General features: G+C 31.9%; 25 protein-coding genes. 4 read left to right on the plus strand and 21 right to left on the minus strand.

Going from position 1 to position 23,713, the window contains the following annotated elements:
• Window positions 1-121: 121 nt before the first annotated feature.
• A complete protein-coding gene (locus ACW5YJ_RS11440; protein WP_457338186.1) occupies window positions 122-1,327 on the plus strand; it encodes an FAD/NAD(P)-binding protein in 1,206 nt (401 codons plus the stop codon).
• A 156-nt stretch (window positions 1,328-1,483) separates the two neighbouring features.
• Here the strand turns inward: ACW5YJ_RS11440 and ACW5YJ_RS11445 are convergent, their stop codons facing one another.
• The 6 genes from ACW5YJ_RS11445 to ACW5YJ_RS11470 form a co-directional block, all read right to left on the minus strand.
• Window positions 1,484-1,861 (minus strand): hotdog fold thioesterase, encoded by a 378-nt coding sequence (locus tag ACW5YJ_RS11445; protein ID WP_017722353.1) that lies wholly within the window; start codon window positions 1,859-1,861, stop codon window positions 1,484-1,486.
• A 29-nt stretch (window positions 1,862-1,890) separates the two neighbouring features.
• Window positions 1,891-3,207, minus strand: a complete 1,317-nt coding sequence (locus tag ACW5YJ_RS11450) for a Na+/H+ antiporter family protein (protein WP_119603644.1) — start codon at window positions 3,205-3,207, stop codon at window positions 1,891-1,893.
• Window positions 3,208-3,593: 386 nt separating this feature from the next.
• Entirely contained in the window at window positions 3,594-5,072 is a 1,479-nt protein-coding gene (locus tag ACW5YJ_RS11455; protein WP_153672194.1) for a M17 family metallopeptidase, read from the minus strand.
• Window positions 5,073-5,337: 265 nt separating this feature from the next.
• Entirely contained in the window at window positions 5,338-6,546 is a 1,209-nt protein-coding gene (locus ACW5YJ_RS11460) for an NAD(P)/FAD-dependent oxidoreductase (protein WP_017722356.1), read from the minus strand.
• Window positions 6,547-6,782: 236 nt separating this feature from the next.
• Window positions 6,783-7,142, minus strand: coding sequence for a HesB/IscA family protein (locus tag ACW5YJ_RS11465; RefSeq protein ID WP_457338187.1), 360 nt, complete (start codon window positions 7,140-7,142; stop codon window positions 6,783-6,785).
• Window positions 7,143-7,155: 13 nt separating this feature from the next.
• Window positions 7,156-7,392 (minus strand): YuzB family protein, encoded by a 237-nt coding sequence (locus tag ACW5YJ_RS11470; protein ID WP_017722358.1) that lies wholly within the window; start codon window positions 7,390-7,392, stop codon window positions 7,156-7,158.
• 407 nt (window positions 7,393-7,799) lie between these two features.
• On the opposite strand from ACW5YJ_RS11470, the gene ACW5YJ_RS11475 reads away from it, so the two are divergent.
• Window positions 7,800-8,864 carry an NAD(P)/FAD-dependent oxidoreductase gene (locus ACW5YJ_RS11475; protein WP_017722359.1) on the plus strand — a complete coding sequence of 355 codons (1,065 nt, stop codon included), beginning with the start codon at window positions 7,800-7,802 and terminating at the stop codon, window positions 8,862-8,864.
• 187 nt (window positions 8,865-9,051) lie between these two features.
• Here ACW5YJ_RS11475 and ACW5YJ_RS11480 read toward each other — a convergent pair whose 3' ends face one another.
• Window positions 9,052-9,363 carry a YuzD family protein gene (locus ACW5YJ_RS11480; RefSeq protein WP_017722360.1) on the minus strand — a complete coding sequence of 104 codons (312 nt, stop codon included), beginning with the start codon at window positions 9,361-9,363 and terminating at the stop codon, window positions 9,052-9,054.
• 106 nt (window positions 9,364-9,469) lie between these two features.
• On the opposite strand from ACW5YJ_RS11480, the gene ACW5YJ_RS11485 reads away from it, so the two are divergent.
• On the plus strand, window positions 9,470-9,712 hold the full coding sequence (locus ACW5YJ_RS11485) for a NifU family protein (RefSeq protein WP_002483816.1): 243 nt from the start codon (window positions 9,470-9,472) through the stop codon (window positions 9,710-9,712).
• A 184-nt stretch (window positions 9,713-9,896) separates the two neighbouring features.
• On the opposite strand, the gene dltD is transcribed toward ACW5YJ_RS11485, so the two are convergent.
• The 8 genes from dltD to ACW5YJ_RS11525 form a co-directional block, all read right to left on the minus strand.
• The gene (gene dltD, locus ACW5YJ_RS11490) at window positions 9,897-11,045 is read right to left on the minus strand and encodes a D-alanyl-lipoteichoic acid biosynthesis protein DltD (RefSeq protein ID WP_119603646.1); all 1,149 of its coding nucleotides are present in this window, start codon (window positions 11,043-11,045) and stop codon (window positions 9,897-9,899) included.
• A complete protein-coding gene (gene dltC / locus ACW5YJ_RS11495; RefSeq protein ID WP_017722362.1) occupies window positions 11,042-11,278 on the minus strand; it encodes a D-alanine--poly(phosphoribitol) ligase subunit 2 in 237 nt (78 codons plus the stop codon). Before dltC ends, dltD begins: the two co-directional genes overlap by 4 nt.
• 18 nt (window positions 11,279-11,296) lie before the next feature.
• Window positions 11,297-12,511, minus strand: a complete 1,215-nt coding sequence (gene dltB / locus ACW5YJ_RS11500) for a D-alanyl-lipoteichoic acid biosynthesis protein DltB (protein WP_457338188.1) — start codon at window positions 12,509-12,511, stop codon at window positions 11,297-11,299.
• Complete coding sequence (gene dltA / locus ACW5YJ_RS11505) at window positions 12,508-13,971, minus strand: D-alanine--poly(phosphoribitol) ligase subunit DltA (RefSeq protein ID WP_017722364.1); 1,464 nt, start codon at window positions 13,969-13,971, stop codon at window positions 12,508-12,510. The genes dltB and dltA overlap by 4 nt, the downstream gene beginning before the upstream one ends.
• 14 nt (window positions 13,972-13,985) lie before the next feature.
• The gene (locus ACW5YJ_RS11510) at window positions 13,986-14,132 is read right to left on the minus strand and encodes a teichoic acid D-Ala incorporation-associated protein DltX (RefSeq protein ID WP_029377569.1); all 147 of its coding nucleotides are present in this window, start codon (window positions 14,130-14,132) and stop codon (window positions 13,986-13,988) included.
• A gap of 707 nt (window positions 14,133-14,839) precedes the next feature.
• Window positions 14,840-15,805 (minus strand): 2-hydroxyacid dehydrogenase, encoded by a 966-nt coding sequence (locus ACW5YJ_RS11515; protein ID WP_119603648.1) that lies wholly within the window; start codon window positions 15,803-15,805, stop codon window positions 14,840-14,842.
• Window positions 15,806-15,815: 10 nt separating this feature from the next.
• Window positions 15,816-16,595 (minus strand): TIGR01457 family HAD-type hydrolase, encoded by a 780-nt coding sequence (locus tag ACW5YJ_RS11520; RefSeq protein ID WP_107551875.1) that lies wholly within the window; start codon window positions 16,593-16,595, stop codon window positions 15,816-15,818.
• Window positions 16,596-16,600: 5 nt separating this feature from the next.
• Window positions 16,601-17,032: a DUF86 domain-containing protein gene (locus ACW5YJ_RS11525; RefSeq protein WP_017722368.1), complete on the minus strand. Its 432-nt coding sequence runs from the start codon at window positions 17,030-17,032 to the stop codon at window positions 16,601-16,603.
• Between the two features lie 144 nt (window positions 17,033-17,176).
• Here ACW5YJ_RS11525 and ACW5YJ_RS11530 point away from each other — a divergent pair, with 144 nt between their 5' ends.
• Complete coding sequence (locus ACW5YJ_RS11530; protein WP_017722369.1) at window positions 17,177-17,443, plus strand: DUF3055 domain-containing protein; 267 nt, start codon at window positions 17,177-17,179, stop codon at window positions 17,441-17,443.
• Between the two features lie 280 nt (window positions 17,444-17,723).
• Here the strand turns inward: ACW5YJ_RS11530 and ACW5YJ_RS11535 are convergent, their stop codons facing one another.
• From ACW5YJ_RS11535 to ACW5YJ_RS11560, 6 genes are all read right to left on the minus strand, one after another.
• A complete protein-coding gene (locus ACW5YJ_RS11535; RefSeq protein WP_017722370.1) occupies window positions 17,724-18,107 on the minus strand; it encodes a YutD family protein in 384 nt (127 codons plus the stop codon).
• A 168-nt stretch (window positions 18,108-18,275) separates the two neighbouring features.
• On the minus strand, window positions 18,276-19,217 hold the full coding sequence (gene lipA, locus ACW5YJ_RS11540) for a lipoyl synthase (RefSeq protein WP_017722371.1): 942 nt from the start codon (window positions 19,215-19,217) through the stop codon (window positions 18,276-18,278).
• An 80-nt stretch (window positions 19,218-19,297) separates the two neighbouring features.
• A complete protein-coding gene (locus ACW5YJ_RS11545) occupies window positions 19,298-20,617 on the minus strand; it encodes a bifunctional metallophosphatase/5'-nucleotidase (protein WP_135092102.1) in 1,320 nt (439 codons plus the stop codon).
• Window positions 20,618-20,638: 21 nt separating this feature from the next.
• A complete protein-coding gene (locus ACW5YJ_RS11550) occupies window positions 20,639-21,463 on the minus strand; it encodes a sulfite exporter TauE/SafE family protein (RefSeq protein ID WP_017722373.1) in 825 nt (274 codons plus the stop codon).
• Between the two features lie 10 nt (window positions 21,464-21,473).
• The gene (locus ACW5YJ_RS11555; RefSeq protein ID WP_017722374.1) at window positions 21,474-22,322 is read right to left on the minus strand and encodes a DUF72 domain-containing protein; all 849 of its coding nucleotides are present in this window, start codon (window positions 22,320-22,322) and stop codon (window positions 21,474-21,476) included.
• 312 nt (window positions 22,323-22,634) lie between these two features.
• Window positions 22,635-23,702 (minus strand): NAD(P)H-dependent flavin oxidoreductase, encoded by a 1,068-nt coding sequence (locus ACW5YJ_RS11560; RefSeq protein WP_457338189.1) that lies wholly within the window; start codon window positions 23,700-23,702, stop codon window positions 22,635-22,637.
• Window positions 23,703-23,713 lie beyond the last annotated feature (11 nt).

Consider the following 23,713-nt stretch of genomic DNA (forward strand, 5'->3'; position numbering starts at 1 on the left):
AACTTTTATATTCGTATGTTTATTACTCTCATAATTTATTTACAAAATCAGTTGTTATAAAGTATATTACATGATATATTAAATCGTAATTATTACGATTTGAATAAACGGGAGTGATTTTATGACAACATGGGCAATTATTGGTGGTGGATTACATGCAGTAACTATCGCTATTAAATTAAGATCTTTAGGTTTAAAGGCATCACAATTATTAATTATTGATCCAAACCCTAATTTATGTACTCAATTCGATAATTTTTCACAACGTATCGACATGCCTTATTTACGTTCACCATGTGTACACCATGTACACCCTGACCCTTTTCATCTAAATCAATATGCAAAAAAAATGCATTATACTAATGCTGCATATGGACAATACAAACGACCTAATCGAAATATGTTTATGGACCATACACATGATTTAATTCATTCATATCATTTAAATTCCTGTCATATTCAAGGATATGTCAGTGATATTAAGCTGAATAAACAACAATGGCATATGCAATTGAACAATCAAAGCTGGATTAGCTCAGACCATGTAATAGTTGCATTTGGTTGTAATCATGAAATATATGTTCCTAAACTATTTCAAAATCAACCTGGCATTTCTCATATTTTTGAAAATGAACAAAATAATTATGCAGGTACATCTCATGTCGTTGGTAGCGGTATTTCTGCAGCTCACCTCACGTTAAGACTTTTAAAGGAAAACGGTAATAATCAGATTCATTTATGGATGAATAAAGCTATAAATGTCCATGACTTTGACGCAGATCCTGGATGGCTAGGACCTAAAAATATGAAAAAATTTAGTGCTATGCAATCTTCTATTGATCGTTTAAACACAATTAAAAATGAGAGACATAAAGGCTCTATGCCAAAAGAACTAGAATTAAGACTTAAAAAGTATATTAAAGAGGGTCGTCTTAAAGTACATATCAACGAAATAACAGATATAATTAATCACCATATTTGCACTGACACTTATTGTATACATTACGACCATATATTATTAGCTACAGGCTTTAAAGAAACGATTATGCAACAACCTTTAATCCAGCAATTAATAACAGAATATCAAGCTCCTGTATGTAGCTGTGGGCTACCTTCAATTACATCAACTTTAGAATGGCTCCCTAACCTTTATGTAAGTGGTGGATTGGCTGATTTAGAACTTGGGCCATTTGCGCGTAATATTATGGGAGGACGTGAAGCCTCATTAAGAATCGGAGAAGCTTTTGAATATAAACAGTACAACAAATCACAGAAGCATTATTATAATCATAAGCCCTTAAATACCAAGCAAAGCATAAAACAATAAAATATAAACACAATAACGAAATTTTTATTTTTTATTCTAGATAAAACATTTCATTATAATTAAAGATGACTATAATTAAAAATATCACTACTAAATAAAACAAAAATAAAGGCCAAAAACATCTCAATAGATATTTCTGGCCTTTATTTTTATTAATTAACGTTTTAATGGTTTTATAGCAATAGTACCTCGCATTACACAAATTAATCTATCTTTATTATCTTTAATATCAATAGACCATACCTGTGTGGTTTTTCCTTCATGAATAATCGTAGCAGTTGCAAATATAGTCCCTTCAGTAGTTGAACCTATATGATTGCCATTCATTTCTAAACCAAGTGGTACATATTGTTCAGTGTCAATTAAATAAGCAGCTCCCATCGAACATGCTGTTTCACCTAGTGCTAGGCTCGCACCTCCATGTAAATAGCCAAATGGCTGTTTTACATTGTCTGTCACAGGCATAGACATTACCATTAAACCACGTTCTTGTTTCACAACTTTAATATCTAACGCATCTAACATATTAGCCATTGTGTCACCTCATTTTCTTTATATACCTTTTATAGTACCATAGCAGCAATTGTTCCAAAAATAATTAATGGAATATTGTAAAATAGAAAGTTAGGTATACAAGTATCCCGAATGTGATCATGTTGCCCATCAACATCCAAACCTGCAGTAGGGCCAAGCGTAGAATCACTTGCTGGTGAACCTGAATCCCCTAATGCACTGGCTGTACCTATTAAAGCAATTAATGCCATAGTGCTTAAACCTAACGATTCTCCTAAAGGTACAAATAACGTAGCAATGATTGGAATAGTAGCAAATGATGAACCAATGCCTAAGGTAACTACTAAGCCAATTATATACATCACTATGATACTAACTAATTTGTTTTCCCCTATAACTCCACTTAATCCTTCTACAAGTCTGTTAATATCTCCGGTTTCATTCATTACTCCTGCAAAACCATTAGCAGATAATATAACTACACCGATAAATGACATGATTTTTATACCATCAACAAACTGCTTGTCTAATTCCGTCCATTTATATGCTCTTGAAACAAAGAATACAAGCACACCCGCTAACGCACCAAAGATCATAGAGTCTGTTAATAATTGCACTAAGAATGTTGCTATAATTGAAATAACAGTAACTATAAGTACGTAGGGTTTAATTTCTATTTGGCTATTATCTTTAATCTCTTCATGTTGAATGTATTTTCTTGGCTTTCTATAATAAAAGATACCTGCAACCAGCCCAAAAATATAACCTAAAGATGGAATAATCATGGCTTTCCAAATCATGTCCATTTCAATTGGGTGATTTGCTTTAGTGAAGCCATTCTGAATAATTTGGTGGAATATTTGACCAAAACCAAAAGGTAATAAGACATAAGGCCAACATAAACCAAATCCTATAATAATTGCTATTTGTCTTCTATCTATATTCAGTTCATTAAACAAACTAATTAACGGTGGTATTACAATAGGAATAAACGCAATATGGACAGGTATTAAGTTCTGACTCATAATGCTCATCACTAATAAAGCTAATATGATGATTACTTTCACTTTAATACGTGACATCTTGCTATTTTCAGCATGGATACCATTTATAATCTTATTCACTAAATAGTCGGTAATTCCACTATAAGAAATAAGCGCTGCAAAGCCACCAAGCAATGCATAACTTAGTGCTACTTCTGCACCATCTACAATATTCTTACCAAAAACAGACACGATATCTGAAACACTCATACCTGCAATTAATCCACCTACTAAGGCACTGATAAACAAACTGATTACTACATTTAATCTACATAAACATAAAATAATCATCAGTACCACTGCTATTACTACAGCATTTATCACAAAGCACAACTCCTTTACCACGTTATCGAACTAAAGCATCATGAAAACTATAATATCAATAACATGAGCACTTGTCAAACACAACAAACAATTTATTCATTGATTTCATATTCTTCTTTTAATAGTTAATTGTATGATGTTTATTTTTGTATCTTTAAAAGCCTAATTACGCACGATTAATAGCATTATTATTTCATCTCTTTTAGTGATTTAAATAACTAAAAAAGTGGAAGTATGAAATCAATATTTTAAAATTAACTTCATACTTCCACTCAAAAACAACTATATTTCTATTAATTTTTAAAGTATTAGTTATGATATATTATTAATAAATACAACAAATTAAAGAGAACACGTTATGTTAGCGTATCTCTAAACTTTCATAATTATTTTAAATTGCGTAACCATTCAACTATTGTAGGAATTAAGTACCCTGTCGGCCCTTTTGGACCTTTATACGTATTTTTATTGATAGTTGCAGGTCCAGCTATGTCAAAATGCATATGAGGTGTATCTCCTGCAAAATGATTGATAAACGTTGCTGCAAATAAAGCTTTGCCTTGGCCATTTGTATGATTAACTAAGTCTGCAACATCACTATTTTTGATTAAATTACGTTCAGTAGTTGTCATAGGTAATTCAAATACAAATTCATCATTAGTCTGTGCATAATTAAGTATTGTTTGTAAATGATTTGTTGCATTATGACTAAACACGGCAGCCTTATCATCTCCTAAAGCTACAATGGCTGCACCTGTTAATGTTGCAAAATCTAAAATCACTTGTGGCTGGAATTGATTCGCATAGAATACTGCATCACCTAATACCAAGCGACCTTCTGCATCTGTATTCAACACTTCAACTGATTCACCACTTAAAGCTGTATATACATCATCCGGTTTCATTGCAGTTTCATTTATCATATTTTCTGCTGCAGCAATAACACCGACAATATTTATTTTCAATTTAAGCTTGCGAGCAACTTCTATCATTCCTATGACGTTAGCAGATCCACACATATCGAATTTCATCGTTTGCATGCCTACTTTTCCTTTTATAGAATAACCACCTGAATCATAAGTAATACCTTTACCTACTAATGCAATAGGTGCTTCATCTGTTTTCCCACCATTATATGTTAATGTAATGACTCTCGGTCCATGTTTAGAACCTTTACCTACTGCATGAATTAAGCCAAACCCCTCATTTTGTAAAGTCTCATGATCTTTAATATCAACATCTACTTCTGTCTCTTTAAAATGATCGCAAATAGAGTTTGCATAATATTCAGGAGTTAAAATGTTTGGTGGTATATTACTATAGTCACGCGCTAAGTTTATTGAATTACCAATAATTTGACCTTCTTCAATAGATTTCAGTATGTCATCATCGTCTGTATGTATATCTAATGTTAGTTCATAAGGCGTAGGTTTATCTGTTTTATAGTTATCAAATTGATAGATCGCACGAACACCTTGTTGCCCTAATATCTCTGCAACTGCATTTCTAGTTAAAGCTTGCGCTTCAAAAGTTTCTAATTTAAAAGAGGCTTGTGTAATACGGTTTTGTTTTAAGTATTGAAATAAATTTCCAAATATTTTCAAATAGTCATTATAAGCCAAGGTTTTAATATTCCCCATGCCAACAGTTATCAGTTTGATATATTCATCATGTATTGTAAACATCGTGCTGGAAACTGTACCAATAGTAGTATTAACTATTTGATTTTGTTTTAATAATTTTAGTTTATCATTAATATTATCACCATTAATAATGATTTCCCCTAACTGATTTAAATGTTCAGGCAAACCGATAATCAGTGTGTTTGTTGCTATGTCGTTAGTATTTTTAAGGTTAACTAGCATATACCATCTCTCCTTTATTAGTTTGAACTTCTTTTAATGCATTTTAAAGTAATACTATTAAAAAGAGACCGGACATAAATCATGTCTCGGCCTCAGATATGTTTTAGATAATGATGACTGTAGTATGGATAGTTTTCCCTTTTATCCACTTTTCATCAAGGTCTTGGCGAGACAATAAAATCATTTTAGAAAGTGTTTTTTTATCCCGCTTCTTTAAAAATTTTCATCACAGTTAGATATGTGAATTACATGTTTAAATTATATATTAAAATTTACCTTTTTTGAATGCTAAACCGATACCGCCAAGTTTAAATACTGCACGAGTATCAATAACTTTCTTCATGAATGCTGCTTTTTTACCTTGGATATCTTTACCATAAACAACGCCAACACCATCATGTGCACCTAATGAACATACAGTACCACGATCAACATAATCAAATTCTTGAGTTGGTTGACCTTCTAATACATTTTTAATGTTTTTAGCAGTATGTTCACCTTGTTGCATAGCGATTTGTGCTGTAGTTGGTAATGGACGTTCTTCTCCAGCAGGGATAAATGCAGAACAGTCACCAATAACAAAGATATCGTCATAACCTTCGATTGTTAAATCTTGTTTAGTTACAATACGTCCACGTTTTACGCCTTCGAATGATTCTTCCATTAATTTACTACCACGAACGCCAGCAGCCCATACAACTGTATTAGCTTCTAATTGTTCTTCTTTGTCATTAACTTTTACAACGAAACCTTTTTCGTTAGCTGCAACAATCGGTGTACCAATTTTGAATTCTACACCTTTACCTTCTAAGTAACTTACTGCATAGTTAACTAGTTCATCAGAGAACATCGGTAACATTTTAGGAGCAGCTTCAACACAAGTAATTTTCACTTTGCTTTGCTCAACACCATATTTATTACATAATTCTGGAATTCTATCAGTTAATTCACCTAAGAATTCTACACCAGTAAATCCAGCACCACCAACAATGATTGCTAGATCTTTATCATCTTTTTGTTTTGAAGATGCATAGTTAGCAAATTTATCTTCGATGTGACGAGATAATTGACGAGCAGTTAATATGTTTTCAATTTGGAAAGCATGATCTTTCATACCTTTGATACCAAACGTTTCACTTTCAAAGCCTAAACCTACAACTAAGATATCAAAGTCAAAGATTCCAGCATCTGTTTCGACTTTTTTCGCGTTGCGATCAATTTTAGTAACTTCTGCCTTAACAAAGTTAACTTTGTTTTTGTCTACAACACTTTCAACTGGATATAGTAAATCTTCATAGCTAAGAGTACCTGCTGAAGCCTCGTGTAACCACGTTGCTTCGTAGTGGTAATCATTTTTATTAATTAATGTAATTTCAGCTTCATCTGCTGAAATTTGCTTTTGTAATTTTGTAATAGTTTGTAAACCGGCATAGCCAGCGCCTAGAACTAATACTTTTTTACGATCTTGAGCCATTTCATTCACCTAAGCTTTCTTAATTTTTTTGTTGCTATAGTCTTTTTCTATACCCCATTCGCAATATAGTAATTCACAAAAAAGACATTTTTCATCCAATACTAATTTTATAGTTTTTACTGCTGATTTTCAAGCACCAACGACCATATTGTTTATTATTTCACATAAACGATTAAAAGACTATAGTTTACACTTATTTTAAGTGAACTATAGTCTTTTAATCTAGATACTATAATTTAGCAATCTTCTGGTGAACCAGCAACTTTTGCAGTTCTAAACGAACTACCACAACCGCATGAAGCAATTGCATTAGGGTTGTCTATTTGGAATCCACCGCCCATTAGTGATTGTTTAAAATCAATCGTTGTTCCATCTAAAACTGGTTTATCATATTTATCAATTAATACTTTCAAACCATGAAACTCATATATTTCATCATTTTCAGCAGGATCAGCTTCAGCAGACATACCATAAGTTAATCCGGTACAACCGCCACCGTTTACCTTAACTTTCAAATAACCATCTGCCATATCATTTTGCTGTAACATATCCTTAACTTCATATGCAGCAGCTTCAGTTATTTCAATAATAGCCATTATTTTTACCTCCCTAAAAAATCCATGTTTCTTCTATATGTGCGTAAATTTTTTGTAATAAATCATCCGGCGAATCACCTTCAACGATATCACCATTCACTAATGCATACAACCCACTAGAACAAATGCCACAATTTTGTAAACAGCCATATTCTAATACGTCTACACCTGGGTCATTTTCAAGCTGATTATATACATAATCTCCACCCTTCGCTAAATTCGAAATGCAGAACTCGATTATTGGATTCATAATACACCCTCTCATAAAATATCAGTTAAGCAATTATAACAAAAACGTTATTGTTATTTCTACATACTAGCTTATAAAATATAACTTGATAAATAGTTAGAAATAATATGCACTTTGCATTACGCACACAATAAAGTTTCAGAAAATAATGTCCGTTAAAATAAAATATATATTTTTAATAATTACAATTTGTCTTCTTTATTTGTAGTAACAAATAAAAAAGCATATAATAAATATAAGTAAGCTGATTATAGAAAATTGGTATATCGATGCAGGACGAAATATGATTTAACCAAATTATATTTAATAACTTACATTGACGAGATAACAAGTTCAATTACCTACTATTAGAAGTAAGTAATTGTATGTTTATGCTCAATACAATTTTTACTAGAGGGGTATCACAAATGAAAAACTTAGTATTATTAGGTGGCGGTTATGGAAATATGCGTATCATGTCACATATCTTACCATCTGCACTGCCTGAAAATTATACGATTACATTAATAGATCGTATGCCTTATCATGGTTTAAAACCAGAATTTTATGAATTAGCAGCTGGTACAAAGTCAGATAAAGATATTCGCATGAACTTTCCTGATTCAGATAGAATTAACAATGTCTATGGTGAAATCAATGATATTAATTTAGAAGATCAAATTGTTTCTGTTGGTAACACGAAAGTAGACTATGATGAATTAGTGATTGGTTTAGGTTGTGAAGATAAATATCATAATGTCCCTGGTGCTGAAGAATACACGCATAGTATTCAAACACTTTCTAAATCACGTGAGACTTTCCATCATTTAAGCGAACTACCAAATGGTGCCAAAGTAGGTATCGTTGGCGCTGGTTTAAGTGGTATTGAATTAGCTAGTGAATTAAGAGAAAGCCGTAAAGATCTTCAAATCTTTCTTTACGATAGAGGCGAACGTATTTTATGTCGTTTCCCTGAAAAACTTAGTAAGTATATTGAAAAATGGTTCAACGAGCATGATGTAACAGTCGTTCCTAATTCTGATATTAATCGCGTGGAACCAGGTCGCATTTATAATAATGACGTACCTGAAGATGTGGATTTAATTGTCTGGACTGCTGGAATTCAACCAGTAGAGCTAGTAAGAAATTTACCTATAGACATTAGTAAAAGTGGTCGTGTGATCTTAAACCAATATCACCAAGTACCAACTTACAAAAATGTGTATGTCGTAGGTGATTGTGCAGAATTGCCACATGCACCAAGTGCTCAACTAGCAGAAGCTCAAGGCGACCAAATTGCAGATGTTATGAAATTACAATGGCAAGGTAAACCTCTACCTGAAAAGATGCCAGAAATCAAAATACAAGGTTTCCTTGGTTCCTTAGGAGACAAAAAGGGATTTGCTTATATTATGGATCGTACCGTTACAGGTCGCTTAGCTTCCATTTTAAAATCCGGTGTACTTTGGATGTATAAATATCATAACGGTTAATTAATGACTTTAGTAAATATAAACTAAATGAATTAATTTTATTGAAAGTCCATTTTATACTTAAAAACACAGGCACCGTCATTTGTTAATGACGGTGCCTGTGTTTTAAAAAATAAGATTTTAGTACCATAAACTTTATATGGTTAATAGTCATAACTTAAGTATCTTTTTAATCGAATTAATTGATTTAATGATTATCTAAAAAGCGAGTTATATCCTTCAATTGTATATATCCATCAGAGACATACTCGTCATTCATAGTTACGAGTGGATAAAAGAGTTCATCATCTTGAATACGCTCAATAAATTGTTGATCATGATCTGACAGATTTTCGGTATCTTTTTCGATATCGATATACGTAAATTCAAATTGTTTATCTGGATACTTTCTCTGTAATAATGGTTGCAACCAGTCAAATGTATTACGAGACGTCGGTGCATTGACACAACTTGCACAAATAACATCTGCTCCATAAACAACAACACTTATTTTGTCCATATATCTTTTCCCCTTTTATCTTGAATTATAGATTTTTCGTTACATTTCTATTATAATAAAAAGATAAGTAGAAAATGAAATAATATACTTGAAAGGAGGCATTTCCATGCCAACTGAAAACGTAACAATGTTTGATCAAGTAGCGGAAGTTATCGAAAAATTACGTCCCTTCTTACTACGTGATGGTGGTGACTGTTCCCTTGTTGACGTAGAAGACGGAATTGTTAAATTACAATTACATGGTGCTTGTGGTACATGCCCAAGTTCAACAATTACATTAAAAGCAGGTATAGAACGTGCTTTACACGAAGAAGTACCAGGAGTAATCGAAGTAGAACAAGTATTCTAAATAATAGATGCTTTAAATATAACATCAGAAAATTTGGTTCCTTTCGAACACTTTTATAAGAAACAGGGCAATGAACTTTCAATAAGATTGATTTCATTGTCTTGTTTTAATTTTCACGCGAAAATTCCTTTCAATATTTCACTTAATTGTTTAAATATTGAAAGGAATTTTTATTTTTTGTATGCTATTTTTGGTGCATATGTTCATCGATATTTTTAGTGATGTATACCCAGCCTTTCCAGCCAATATGTACTGCATCACTTACAACATATGGTTCATAGTCTTTATCTGACATATCGTATGTCTGTCCGCCATGATCCACTATAGTTTTATCAATTTTTTTATATATTTTCTGACGTCTATCTTTATCAATACCGATGTGGTCATACCACTTACCGTTAGAAGGTATAATTATATAGTCAACATCCGCACCAGCTTCTCGTAATGTATCTACGAGTAACTCTAAATCTTTAAATTCAGGCGAATTTTCCCTAAATTCATGATTTCTATTAATTTTTCGTTTATGTTTTTTGATTAAATCCCAATATTCATCTCGAATACCAAATTCATTTGTTTTTGTATGCTTCGCGCCATAGACTTTAGCTTCTGTCATCATATCATTCCAAGAATCATTTTTTGAAGTAATAGGATCGATATGCGATACAGGCGATTTTCTCAATGGATACACAGATTTAATAGCTTCAATTTTTTTCAATTGTTCATCATTAAATTTTGAAAGATAATTTTTATTTTTTTGTGTTTTTCCTTGTGCCACTTTTTCTAAATATGCGCGATTCTCCACATCTTTAAATTGTAATAATCGTTTGGCATAACGTTGTTTAAGTTCAGGGCTTAATTGCTCTTGGTTAAACAATTGATTGAGCTGTGCCTTTGAAATACGCGCCTTAAAATTATCTTGTGTTAAGCCATTTTTTGTAAACCACTGTGGTGAAACAATAAATGCCATTTTCTTATCTTTCAAATTCCCATATTGCGAACCTAGTTCCACAGCATTTACTAAATCTGTCGAACCACCAGTACCAATTAAAAATGGTTTCTTACTAACTTGATTTCGATTATTTAATAAAATTGCTGGATTAAATGGATCATCTTTTTCTAATTCACTAGAACCATATATCGGGTAATAAGCATCAGATTGATACATTTTATCTTGCACTAAAGTTCCTTTTAGTACTTGATCTGTTAGAGCAACACTTTGCGTAGCTACTGTCTTGGAATTGATTAATCCAGTGAACCAACTTGCTGGCAACACTAAGAAAATTCCAAACAATACAAGACTGAAAATAATAGGTATAAACGGTTTTAATTTCATCGTAATTCTTCTAATACCGCTACAATCTTGTTAGGTGTCGCCCATTCATCTCTATCAAAATCCATAATCGATACTTCAATATCTAATCTATTTTGAATCTCTAACAAAAGACCTACCGTTTGAAAAGAATCAATAATCCCCTCTTCAAAAAGCTCTATGTCTGGATTTTCCTTAATGACATTATTTTCAGCAACTTCAGTTAATAAATCTAATACTTGTTCTCTAAATTCCATAATAAATCCTCCTTATAATTAAAACAGTTTCCCAGAAAAGATAAGAAAACCAAACGTTACAAAATGGAATGTAACAATAATACTTAACATTGATGTATATTGGTTAGACCATCTTGGTGGATGATTTTTCCGCCATTTTTCATAATAACCATAACCAATAAACAAAATTGCGTGATATAAACCATACAAAATATAATGAACTTCAATACCATGCCAAATACCCATAATTAAAAAGTTTAATGAGAAAGCAATATTAGACATTGTAAATTGATTTTTTAATAAGCGTTTTTTCGACATAAAAAATAACGATCTCATATAGATACAATCTCTAAACCAAAAAGATAAGGACATATGCCATCTATTCCAAAAATCTTTAATATTCTTTGCTTTAAACGGTTGCTTAAAGTTTTGTGGCGTCTGTATGCCATATAAATAGCTAAACGCCATCGCAAATAATGAATAACCAGCGAAATCAAAGAATAAATACAAACTATATGCATACATATATAACCATTTAGCAGTGAAATTTGAAAAATCTAACATTAATGGATTAATTGCATAAACTTGTATTAAATAAGCAATAATGTATTTATATAAAAAACCTAACATGATGAAATGTATTGCTTTATTAAGTGACGCTCGATAACTTTCGCTACTTTGTATTTTACTTTCATCTTTAACAAAACGTTTGTAGCGGTCAATTGGACCAGATGAAATTGTAGGGAAAAACGAAATAAATTGAAATACTTTAGTAGCTTTCACTTCTTTTATTGAACCATCACGAATTTCCATTAATAATTGAACACTTTTGAAAGTAACATAAGAAATACCTAAGAAACCTATAAATTCAATTACTTTATTTTCATGGAGCTTTAATTGTGCAGCACCAAACCATGAACTTTGCATTACTTTCACCACTACAAGTGGCAAGATTGATAAAACAATAACCGCGAAAAACTTTATAAATGAGTTGTTTTTTGAACGTGATTTCCAATAAAACATAATGATTGCTACTTGCCATAATAGATATAAAACAAAGTTTATAAGTTGAACACTTAAATATGCTTGGCCAAACAAATTATGTTTATCTGAGGAAAAAATGAGCACAATCATAATAGCTGTACTTATACCATTATAAATACGGCTTCTTTTTCCAACTAAACCTAATATAATTACCGGAATTAAGACTATAAATGCTATAAGAAAGAACGTAAATGTACCATATGGGATCATGCTAATACATCCTCGGCAATCTGCTTACGATCTAATTTTCCGTTTATTGTTAAAGGAAATTGTTCTTTAAATATAATCTTTCTCGGAATCATATATTCTGGCATCGCTTGTTTAAGTTCTTGTTTGATATCGTGTATCAACGTTTGTTCATCTTTGTTATCATTTAAGTCATTTAACACTACAACGCCTTGTAATTGCGTTACTTTATCGTTTTTGTACACTGGTACAACAATTGCTTCTTTGACTATATCTAATTGTCTTAAATGAAATTCTATTTCTTCTAGTTCCATACGGTATCCATTTAATTTCACTTGAAAATCTATACGCCCTGTGATAAACCATAGGTCATCTTGAACTGTTGCTTTATCACCAGTAAAATACGCCCTGTTATTATCTATATTTTTAAACACTGCATTAGAGCGTTGCTCATCTTTCACATAACCTTCACTTACGCATTGTCCAGAAATGATTAATTCTTCATTTTCGGCTAAAGACAATTGCGTTCTCGGTCTCACTTTACCTACTGGTAATGGATTATATTGATTAATAACTGCTTCAGTAATTAAGATACTAGTAACTGCAACTGTCGCTTCTGTCGGCCCGTATGTATTATAAATATATGCAGATGGGAAACGTTGTAACAACATCTTAGCAGTTTTATGAGGTAAAATTTCACCACAAAAGAAAAATTCTTTTAAGCTTTCATAGTGTGCTTCAGATAAATTAGGTAGCATTAAGCACATTTCCATAAATGATGGTGTAGACACCCAAACGTTTATATTGGATTGCTCTAACATATCATTTAATAATTTTGGTTTGTTAATCATTGTCTTATCTACTAAATTTAATGTGCCTGCAGTAGCTATACATGGATAAATTGCCATTACAGATAAATCAAATGAAAATGGTGCTTGATTTAGCCATTGTTGATTCTCACCTATTTTATTCAAATCTACCATCCAGTTCGTAAATTCGTTAAGACTTTCATACCTAATTTGTACACCCTTAGGTTCCCCAGTAGAGCCCGATGTAAAAATAGTATACGCAATATCTTGATCTTTAATTTTAGATTCAAATTCAACTGTACGGTTATCCGTCAAAAGTGTTTCAGTATTAATGATTACTCTGCCATTACTATCTAGTGAATGTTCACTTGTATTAAAAATAATATCTGGGTTAATTTTTTCAATAATAGTATTAATACGCTCTTCAGGCATTGATATATCAAGTGGTACATAACCACATCCCGCTTTTATGCTAGCAATCATTCCTACAATCATAAATGGTGACATATGACCATATACGATTAATGGACTTTTAGTATCTTTGATTAAATCGGCGAGTTTATTTACATATTGATTTAACTCTCGATACGTTAATACATTTGTATTATGCTTTATCGCTATTTGCTCAGGGTACATTTTTTCATTTTCAATTAATGAATATATAATATCCTTCATACTATTCTCCTCGACTAAAATTCATTATAAATAAAGTTATTATGCGTATCTCCAGAACCATAAATTAAATACAGTGCTATAAATATTGCAAAATATAAAAGCGTTAATAACCATGGTTTAATTTTTTGATATTTCGTTGTATTTTCCATCTCTTTACGCATTTTCCACCTCTTCTTTTAGATTATTTTTTTATATTATTAACTATTTATTACATAAGTAAGTTTTTTGTTGTAGTACTATTTACACTACTTTAACATTTTACCAACTTATTATACATTTTTTATGATGTTGTGACAATCGAATTAACATCTTTATATATAACAAAAATGTTAGATTGTTCATTTTATATAGTTTTATAAAACCAAAACTACTGTCAATCCTTAGTTTATTTTACATAACATGATTCAAAGTTATATTTTATTATTGTGAAAATAATGTAATGATTAGTTATAAATTGATAGTAAAAACGCTTGACTAACGCTATAATTTCGCGATGCAGTTGATATCTATCGCATATAAAATATGCAATAGATTAATTATATTGCTACGGAAAATGTATAAAGTAATATTTAAAAGCAATAAGTTATTTTGAAAATAATTCATTATATCCTTACTTTTAAATTTAATATATAGATATTTAATTGAGTCAAATTTGTGACAAACTTGACTCTTATTCACTTAGTTTTTATATGATAGTCTTTTCGTCGTTATTGATAGTCTAATAATTAAAATTTCACATAAAAATACGCCTCTATTTTTAACAGAGGCGTATTTCTATATTATCGCTAAGTAATTAATGCTTTACCCTTTTTGTTTTATATTAGGATATAATAATATAAAACATTGATATATCATCTATTTACAAAATTTATTTTACAGTGACTGGTGTTTTAGCTCGTTGATTGTTTAATACTAATCTTATATTATCAACACATAATTGAATCATACGATTTCTAGTTATAACAGATGCGCTTCCAATATGTGGGACGATAACCGCATTATCCATCGATAATAAAGGGTGTGCCATGTCTATAGGCTCTTCACGCAGAACATCTAGTCCACAAGCTGCAATCTGTCTGTTTTGTAATGCAAATACAAGTGCCTCTTCATCTACGACAGCACCTCGTCCTATATTTATAAAAATAGCATCATTTTTCATTTTTTCAAATGCTTGAGCATTAAATTTATTTCTAGTTTCTTCTGTAAGCGGTGCAGTACAAATAATAAAATCACTATGTTCAAGCAAAGTATCAAAAGGAACGTACAATGCACCAAGTGCTTTTTCAGTATCTTTATTTCTAGATCTATTATGATACATTATCTTAGTATCAAAACCTTTTAATCTTCTTGCAAATGCCTTGCCAATCTCACCCATACCATATATTCCTACATTGGCATTAGACAAATCTTTTCCGGCAAACAAGTATGGACCCCAACTTTGCCACTCTCCATTTTGAACATACTTTTCAGCTTCCACAATACGTCTAGCTACTGTTAACATTAATGTAAATCCAAGTTCTGCAGTTGTTTCAGTAAGTACACCAGGTGTATTAGTTACAGTAATCCCTTTACTATTTACAAGGGGTACATCTATATTATCAAAACCAACTGCCATATTAGCAATCACTTTTAATTTTGAAGCAGCTTTGATAACTTCACTATCTATTTTTTCACTTAAAGTAATCAAACAAGCAGTTGCATCTTTAATAGACTCTAGAAATTGCTCTCTTGGCATTGGTATTAAAGACTCATCCCACATTTCAACTTGTGCAATAGCCTCTAATTGATCTATAAATGGTTGTGGAATACTTCTACTTACAATGATTTTTTCCATTCAATCACTCCTAACTCTCGAGTTCTTTGATAACCTCATTTAAATCTTTAAATGTATATGTCGGAGGCACTGGCTTCTGTCCAATTTCTTCTTTGGTTGTTACACCCGTTTGTACATGAATCGTATCAATATTCACATTGATACCCGACATAATATCTGTGTCGTATAAGTCACCGACCATCGCAACCTCTGAGCGCTCTAATCCTAAAATGTCTAACGCTTTTTTCATAATAATTGGTTCTGGTTTACCGATAAATGTGGGTTGAACGCCGGTTGATACTGTGACCACGCTTGTAATCGCGCCATTTCCAGGTAAAAATCCACGTTCCTTTGGTATAGATACATCTTGGTTAGTTGAAATAAATTTCGCACCATTACGCACCCCTAGAGTAGCAGTTGCTAATTTTTCATAGGTAACGGCTTCATCTAAACCAATAACAACATAATCTACAAATTCATCTTCTTTAACTACTAATCCTTTCTCTGTTAACGCATGTTTCAGCCCGCTACCACCTAGCATATATACACTTGCTCCTGGAGATTCCTCAGCAATATATTCTGCAGTAGCTAGCGCTGATGTAACCACCTCATCAGCTTGTGCGACTAATCCCATTTTATTTAACTTTGCAGCTACTTCTTCTGGATCTTTGGTAGAATTATTAGTCACATATAAATGTGGAATTTTGTTTTGATTTAAATATGATATAAATTGAGACGCGCCATCTATATGTTCATCACCTTTATATAAAGTACCATCCAAATCAATTAGGTAAGCTTGATATTTTTTCATATTACTTATTCTCCTTTTTTGCCAAATGCAGTTACAGGTACATCTTCACTCTTTAAAAATTGTATAACTTCTTCTACATATGTTTGATAATAAGATACCGATTCATCAAAAAGTGGTACTAATTTAACGGTATCAAGTTCATCATAATAATGAACAAATTGTTTTCTAACATCTACAGTTTTATTGATTTGATTTTGTGTATCTTCTGAAATCACTTTTTCCAAAGCTAAGATATCTATTACGTCTCTATAATTTCCTGGGTCTCTTAAGATAAAACCATCAATAATCATGTTTCCAATGTCTACTGCTGATTCAATAAACATTTGTGCTATACGTTCGAACGCATAAACATTCTTTTTGTTTTGCGGATAATCTTCAATAAGTTGTTGCAAGTAATTTAATTTTGTATTTAATTGATCTTTATTCACGAAATACATCTTTTCACCCCTATCAATCTCATCATACCATACCTTTGCAGTCGAATTCATTTATGGTTATACTGTAAATTAAGACTTTTTAACTAAATTAAATATCTATAATAATTAGATTTGTAAAATAGAAGAAGTAAGGAGTGTTTCAAAGTGATTGATATGTATCTTTATGATGATGATGAATCTGCTCAGGTGCAATTTGTTGGTTTTGTTGGTGAACATAGTCGCTACGACCTAATGTTAGTCCAAACTAATCGTCATTTCGGTAAAACGATTGTATTAAATATGCAAACGAATCAATTCGGTATAATAGGTACCGACGATTTAGAAGAAGAAGGTTATATTGCCCACATCTTAGGAGTTAATGAAGACGAAGGCAATGAAATTTCAGAATACCTTAATGAAGTGATTCAATAAACGCGCGCTAGTATATAAATATTATTAAAGTAACAAACCTTAGCTAAGTAAAAATATTTATATTAACGATAGTAATTCAATTCTATGCTCTGTAAATATGTTCTCTTCTACAATATAAACCAAAAGCAACTTTATTCAAAAAACGAATAAAGTTGCTTTTTTAATTCGGACTATTCTATTTATGTATCAAATTTCTAAACACACTATACATACATTACTATTGCACATAATGCTAAAGTATATTGTAAATATTATTTAAAGCACTATGTAATCAAAATCATTATTGTTCAGTATCTTGAATACTAGGCTTTATTTTAACATCATGCAACTTATCTTCTTCAAAATCTGTTTCAACTATGTCATTTGACTCTACATAATTTTTCATTTCTGCTTCTGGAATACGTCTTAATATAAAGTACGGGCAACCAAAATTACAATATTCTAATAAATAATCTTGAATTGTTGAGAAGCGTTTGCTTAATTCGGCTTTCTTATTAGAATCTTTATAAAAACCTTTTAACCTAAGTTGATCATAACCAAAATCTCCAACAATAAAATCATACTTATCTAATATATCTGAATAGCGATTGACAAATGTTTCTTCATCAAAACATTCTCTATAATCTTCTATGATTTCAAAAAATTGTCCATTTAACTTTATCATGTCATTCACCTAATCTAAACGCATCAAATTACTATTATTCGCTAGCTAATTTATTAATAAATAGTTCTTTGACTTGTATGTAATTATATTTTACTTCTAAGAAAGACTTAGCTCACTAGTATTGCGCATCACCACAACTATAACAAATGAACTAAGTCTTCAATTAACTTATTTATTTAAATGCTTACCGATTTCTGTACCAAGTTGCTCTTCACCAATACGGTGTTTTTCTTTAGCCGCTTCATTTACTTGCTCGTCGGCATGATATGAACTTCTTACAAGTGGTCCTGCTTGGCAATGTTTAAATCCTTTATCCATTGCTACTTTTCTTAATTTACCAAATTCTAATGGTGTATAATATTTTTCAACTTTTAAATGTTTACGTGAAGGTTGCAAATATTGACCAATCGTTAAAATATCAACATCATTAGCTCGTAGGTCATCCATTGTTTCATAGATTTCCTCGTGTGTTTCACCTAATCCAACCATAAGACTTGATTTTGTTGGGATATCAGGTTGTAACTCTTTAGAACGTCTTAAGAACTCTAATGTACGATCATAAGTTGCTCTAGCACGAACTCTCGGTGTCAAACGGCGGACTGTTTCGATATTATGGTTTAAAATGTCTGGTTTTGACGCCATTAAAGTTTCTAAAGCATCATAGTCTCCACCCATATCTGAAGGCAAGATTTCTATAGATGTGAAAGGATTACGCTCACGTACTTTACGTACAGTTTCAGCGTATACATTTGATCCTGCATCTCTTAAGTCATCACGAGCCACAGCTGTAATAACAACGTGTTTTAAATTCATTAATTCTACAGATTCAGCCACGCGTTCTGGCTCATCTAAATCTAATTCATTTGGAAGTCCTGTTTTAACTGCACAGAAACGACATGCACGTGTACAAACTGCACCTAAAATCATAAACGTAGCTGTACGACGTTCTCCCCAACATTCATGTATATTTGGACACTTTGCTTCTTCGCAAACTGTATGTAAATTCTTTTCGCGCATCATTTTCTTAAGACCAGTGTAGTTTTCGTTAGTATTTAGCTTTATTTTCAACCAATCTGGTTTACGTAAAATCTCTTCATTTTTAGTAGCCATAACCGCACAATCCTCCTGATTTGAAATCTCTAATCATTATAACGAAAATTCAGGTAAATTAAAACGTATAAAGTCATATTTTAATATTCCAATAATTTTTCTTTAAAAATATCTCTTAAAAACTCTGGCATCAAGTAATCTATAGACTGATCTTTTAAAGTAGGAAAATAGCGTCCAAACGTATACATATCTATCGTTCCTAATATATACGTTTCATCATCATTTATTAATTCACCATTTATAAAGTAACGTGATTCAGACTCAATAAATCCTAAATTATATAAAATATAGCCACCAAAAATATTACCTCTAAAACCCAGGCCTTGGGCATGTTCATTAAGATATTCTTGTTTTTGACTTTTGATTATTATATTTTTCAACTCTCGCCCACTTAATCTAATACGGACTGCGTTAATAGGGTGAGGTAACATCTGATGTATATCATACTCCGTTAATCGCTCTGCCTCTATGCCGTTTACGATGAGTCCTGCGTTAATAATTGTACAGTCTGCATTCGTAAATTCAAAAATACTTTCTGCTAAGATATGAGCTGTTTGAGTAATGGTATCTGTTTTTCTAGGTAAAGAAATTGGTCGATCAATCACTGAATCATTTAACAACATTTTCCCTTCTTCATCAAAATGAGTCTCAACTTCTGGTAATTTGTCGAGTGGATGGAGTATTGCTTGTTTTTTAATTATGTTATTATTTTCAATTTCTAGTGTGACTTCCCCTAAAAAATGCCCATATTTTCCTGCTGCAGCCATCAGAACACCATTGTTAATCTCACCATTTTCAAAATAGTGGTGTGTATGACTACCTAAAATCAAATCAATTTCTGGAATTTCTTGGCATAATTTTTCGTCAAAGAATACACCAACATGGCTCATAATCACAAGTAAATCATAAGCACCTTCATTAGCTTTTATTTCATCTTTAATTGCTTCTAAAGGATTTGTCACAATCCAGTCTAAAGCACGATAAAAAGGAGTGAATGGAGCAGTAGCCGCAATAAATAGTATGCGTACTCCGTCTATAACTTTTATGAATGATGATGACATATTACGGGGTAAATGCCCATGTTCATCAAAGACATTCGCACAAGTGACATCGAATGTTGCATTGTCATATAAAGTATTTAATGCATCATGAGAAATAGTCATACCTTCATTATTGCCAATAGTAGCGATATCGCAATGCGCCATATTTAATAATTCGACGTTTTTTATCCCCATAGTTGCTTCAGTGACAGGCGCCGAAAGGTCAACATGGTCGCCAATATCTAAATATAGTGAATGATGTTTTAGTTTTGATCTCTTTTGAGTCAAATACTTTGTAATTCGTGCATATTCATGTAAGTGACTATGTATGTCATTTGTGTGATAAATTGTTAATTTCATCTATAGTTCCCCTCCTTCATTTTATAAAAATGATTTAATTATTAAATATATACCCATAATTAACATTACTGTACGCAACAATATTACAACAGTCTCTGATTTTACCGAATGATTAATTTTCACGCCAATCTTCGCACCGAAATAACTTGCAAATACTAGAACAATTGCATATAACCAAGCCACATGACCTTGTGCAATATGACCTACTGAACTCATAACACTAGAAAAGAAGATCATCATCATGCTTGTACCAACCGCCACATGTGGCGGGAACCTAAATACAATTAACATTAGCGGTGTCATTAATGCGCCACCACCTATACCTAGTAACCCTGTTAATATGCCAATAAATAATGTTGCTATAAAAGAAATTAAGGGTGGCACATGATAAAAATATTGCTTACCATAACCATCAATATAGCTCCGTTCGTACTTTGCTTTAGCAAATATTTTTAATGGCCTTATTTTCTTTCGTATTACAAGCAAACTTGCTACTAATATTAAAAACAAACCAAAATACAAGTTAAAAGATGCTAATGTTAAGTAACGGCTTATTACAGATCCAATCAACGCCCCAGGTAGCAAACCAAATAAAAATATCGAGCCATTTTTCACATCAACTTGTTTTGTTTTTAAGTATCCCAACGTTGAAGATAGTCCAGTTACTATTAATATAACTGATGAAGTACCTATAGCGACTTGAGGCGTTATACCTTCAAGTAAATCATGATCAACACCTAAATAAACCAGCGTAGGTACAATGATTATACCTCCACCAATACCAACTAATGATCCTAAAATTGCTGAAAAACCGCCAATTAAAATCAATAATATTACTGTTAACATTCAATCGCTCCTAAAATAATTTTAATTGTTGTGGCGCTAAACCTTGATAATCTATGCCCAATAAACGTTGATAGGTTTTAGCATTGGAGGCTGCATGTCCACCAGAATTATTATTAAAAACGACGTAAATATCTTTGGCTTTATGTTCTAGTACTTTTACTTTATCAATTAAAGCTTTTAATTCTTGTTCACTATAATTATATAAATATCTTACTTCTCTCCATTCATCATCCATCATATCTTTTTTAGTCCATCCATGTACATTTCTTCCATGGTACCGTACAAATGCAGTTTCATTTGTAATGCGGTTAACCATCGGTACAGAACCTTGACCAACTTGAGGTTCATCACATACTGCATGAATGATATCTTGCTGTGTTAAGAATGACAATGTTTCTTCTTTAAAAGACTCATTAAACCAAGATTGGTGTCTAAATTCTACACATACAGGAAATGCTTCCAATTGTGCGCGGATATAGCGAATATAAGTTATATTCTGAACAGTACAATCAAACCAAGGTGGAAATTGTACCAACACCATCGCAAGTTTATTCTCATCTTTTAATGGTTGAAGCATCATTTTAAATTGCTCTACTAAAGTTTGCCTTGTATCAGCAAAGTCATGATAGTCTGCATGCAAAGTTAATGCTTGATGTATTTTCACTATAAATTTAAATCTTTCAGGTGTTTCTTTTATCCATTTTCTAATATTTCTCTCAGGTTGAATTGCATAATACGTTGCGTCCAATTCTACAATTGGAAAATGGCTTGCATATGTAGTTAATTTATCCGTCTTACGCTGCAAGTCTTCATACAACGAATCATGGTCCCCCCAACCTGTTAACCCTATATTTATCATAGTATCACCAAGTTAATGATACCATATATGTTTTAATGGATTCACTTGATTAAATTTAATTTACTATAACTTAAAAAAGTAAATGTTGATACTTTATAATTTATCGAATGTATTTAAAAACATATAAAGACATGCTAATTATAGTTAGTGTTAATGTTCAATAATAAAAAAGAGAAGTAGTATTGAAATCAAAAGTTTAAAGTTGATTTCAATTTATACTACTCCTCTTGTCTAAAAAACACTATTTTTAAAGCTAAGTTATAGGTTAATAAGTAAATTACATAATTGCGTATGTCATATATTTATAGTTATTCACTGATTCAATAGTTGGTTTGCTTGTTGGATAATACGTTCCATCAGTAATGATGCCGACGAATATTGTGCTAATCTAGGGCTTTGACCACTCCATAAATGTGTCCACTGAGCATTACCTTCTCTAGCCGCTTCTTTGCGAATTGCGCTAGTCAATTGATTTTGTATAGGGTAATCTGGGATATCTTCATTGTATTCACTCATCTTATGGATAAACTCATTATCTATGCCTCTCGCAGATTTTCCAGTAAAGACATTTGTAACTACAGTATCCGTTTCTTTACTATGTTGGATTGCGTTTTTATAAAGTTGGCTTGCACCGCTTTCCTCCGATGTTAAAAATGCCGTCCCCATTTGTATACCTTCAGCACCTAAAATCATACTAGCGACCAAACCTCTACCATCCATAATACCACCTGCTGCAACGACAGGTATACTCACCTGGTCGACAATTTGAGGTATGAGTGACATCGTACCTATGAGAGGGGTAAGATTGCTGGACGTTTCTGTAAAAGCTCCCCTATGTCCACCTGCCTCACTGCCCTGAGCTATGATAGCATCCATACCTGCACTTTCATTTGCAATCGCTTCCTCCACACTTGTAGCCGTTCCTATAACTTTAATATTTCTTTCTTTTAATCTGGTAAGTATTGATTGTTCAGGAATGCCAAATGTAAACGATACTACAGGCACACCTTTTTCAATCACGATATCGATCGCATCTTCAAACTGCTGTTTCTCATTTATATTAACAATAGGCTCATCTATATTTAATGCCCTGCGATATGGTTTTAACCAAGCATTCATGTGCTCTACTTTTTCAGGAATAAATAACTTCTCACTAGGCACAAACAAATTCACTGAATATGGTAAATCAGTTAATTGTTGGACATAAGTGATTTCTTTTTCCAGTCGTTCTGCACTAAAATATCCTGCGCCAATCGTTCCTAATCCTCCACTATTACTCACTGTCGCGACTAATTCAGGTGTGGTCGATCCTGCCATGCCAGCTTGTATAATTGGATATTTAATATTTAATAATTTAGTAACTCTAGACGATAATTCCATTTAATCTGCCC

This window comes from Staphylococcus sp. mip270_02, assembly GCF_054031535.1.

Coding starts and splice junctions, on each gene's coding strand:
- ACW5YJ_RS11440 (WP_457338186.1), top strand. CDS start 122: ATGACAACATGGGCAATTATTGGTGGTGGATTACATGCAGTAACTATC.
- ACW5YJ_RS11445 (WP_017722353.1), bottom strand. CDS start 1,861: ATGGCTAATATGTTAGATGCGTTAGATATTAAAGTTGTGAAACAAGAA.
- ACW5YJ_RS11455 (WP_153672194.1), bottom strand. CDS start 5,072: ATGCTAGTTAACCTTAAAAATACTAACGACATAGCAACAAACACACTG.
- ACW5YJ_RS11460 (WP_017722356.1), bottom strand. CDS start 6,546: ATGGCTCAAGATCGTAAAAAAGTATTAGTTCTAGGCGCTGGCTATGCC.
- ACW5YJ_RS11465 (WP_457338187.1), bottom strand. CDS start 7,142: ATGGCTATTATTGAAATAACTGAAGCTGCTGCATATGAAGTTAAGGAT.
- ACW5YJ_RS11470 (WP_017722358.1), bottom strand. CDS start 7,392: ATGAATCCAATAATCGAGTTCTGCATTTCGAATTTAGCGAAGGGTGGA.
- ACW5YJ_RS11475 (WP_017722359.1), top strand. CDS start 7,800: ATGAAAAACTTAGTATTATTAGGTGGCGGTTATGGAAATATGCGTATC.
- ACW5YJ_RS11480 (WP_017722360.1), bottom strand. CDS start 9,363: ATGGACAAAATAAGTGTTGTTGTTTATGGAGCAGATGTTATTTGTGCA.
- ACW5YJ_RS11485 (WP_002483816.1), top strand. CDS start 9,470: ATGCCAACTGAAAACGTAACAATGTTTGATCAAGTAGCGGAAGTTATC.
- dltD (WP_119603646.1), bottom strand. CDS start 11,045: ATGAAATTAAAACCGTTTATACCTATTATTTTCAGTCTTGTATTGTTT.
- dltC (WP_017722362.1), bottom strand. CDS start 11,278: ATGGAATTTAGAGAACAAGTATTAGATTTATTAACTGAAGTTGCTGAA.
- dltB (WP_457338188.1), bottom strand. CDS start 12,511: ATGATCCCATATGGTACATTTACGTTCTTTCTTATAGCATTTATAGTC.
- dltA (WP_017722364.1), bottom strand. CDS start 13,971: ATGAAGGATATTATATATTCATTAATTGAAAATGAAAAAATGTACCCT.
- ACW5YJ_RS11510 (WP_029377569.1), bottom strand. CDS start 14,132: ATGCGTAAAGAGATGGAAAATACAACGAAATATCAAAAAATTAAACCA.
- ACW5YJ_RS11515 (WP_119603648.1), bottom strand. CDS start 15,805: ATGGAAAAAATCATTGTAAGTAGAAGTATTCCACAACCATTTATAGAT.
- ACW5YJ_RS11520 (WP_107551875.1), bottom strand. CDS start 16,595: ATGAAAAAATATCAAGCTTACCTAATTGATTTGGATGGTACTTTATAT.
- ACW5YJ_RS11525 (WP_017722368.1), bottom strand. CDS start 17,032: ATGTATTTCGTGAATAAAGATCAATTAAATACAAAATTAAATTACTTG.
- ACW5YJ_RS11535 (WP_017722370.1), bottom strand. CDS start 18,107: ATGATAAAGTTAAATGGACAATTTTTTGAAATCATAGAAGATTATAGA.
- lipA (WP_017722371.1), bottom strand. CDS start 19,217: ATGGCTACTAAAAATGAAGAGATTTTACGTAAACCAGATTGGTTGAAA.
- ACW5YJ_RS11545 (WP_135092102.1), bottom strand. CDS start 20,617: ATGAAATTAACAATTTATCACACAAATGACATACATAGTCACTTACAT.
- ACW5YJ_RS11550 (WP_017722373.1), bottom strand. CDS start 21,463: ATGTTAACAGTAATATTATTGATTTTAATTGGCGGTTTTTCAGCAATT.
- ACW5YJ_RS11555 (WP_017722374.1), bottom strand. CDS start 22,322: ATGATAAATATAGGGTTAACAGGTTGGGGGGACCATGATTCGTTGTAT.
- ACW5YJ_RS11560 (WP_457338189.1), bottom strand. CDS start 23,702: ATGGAATTATCGTCTAGAGTTACTAAATTATTAAATATTAAATATCCA.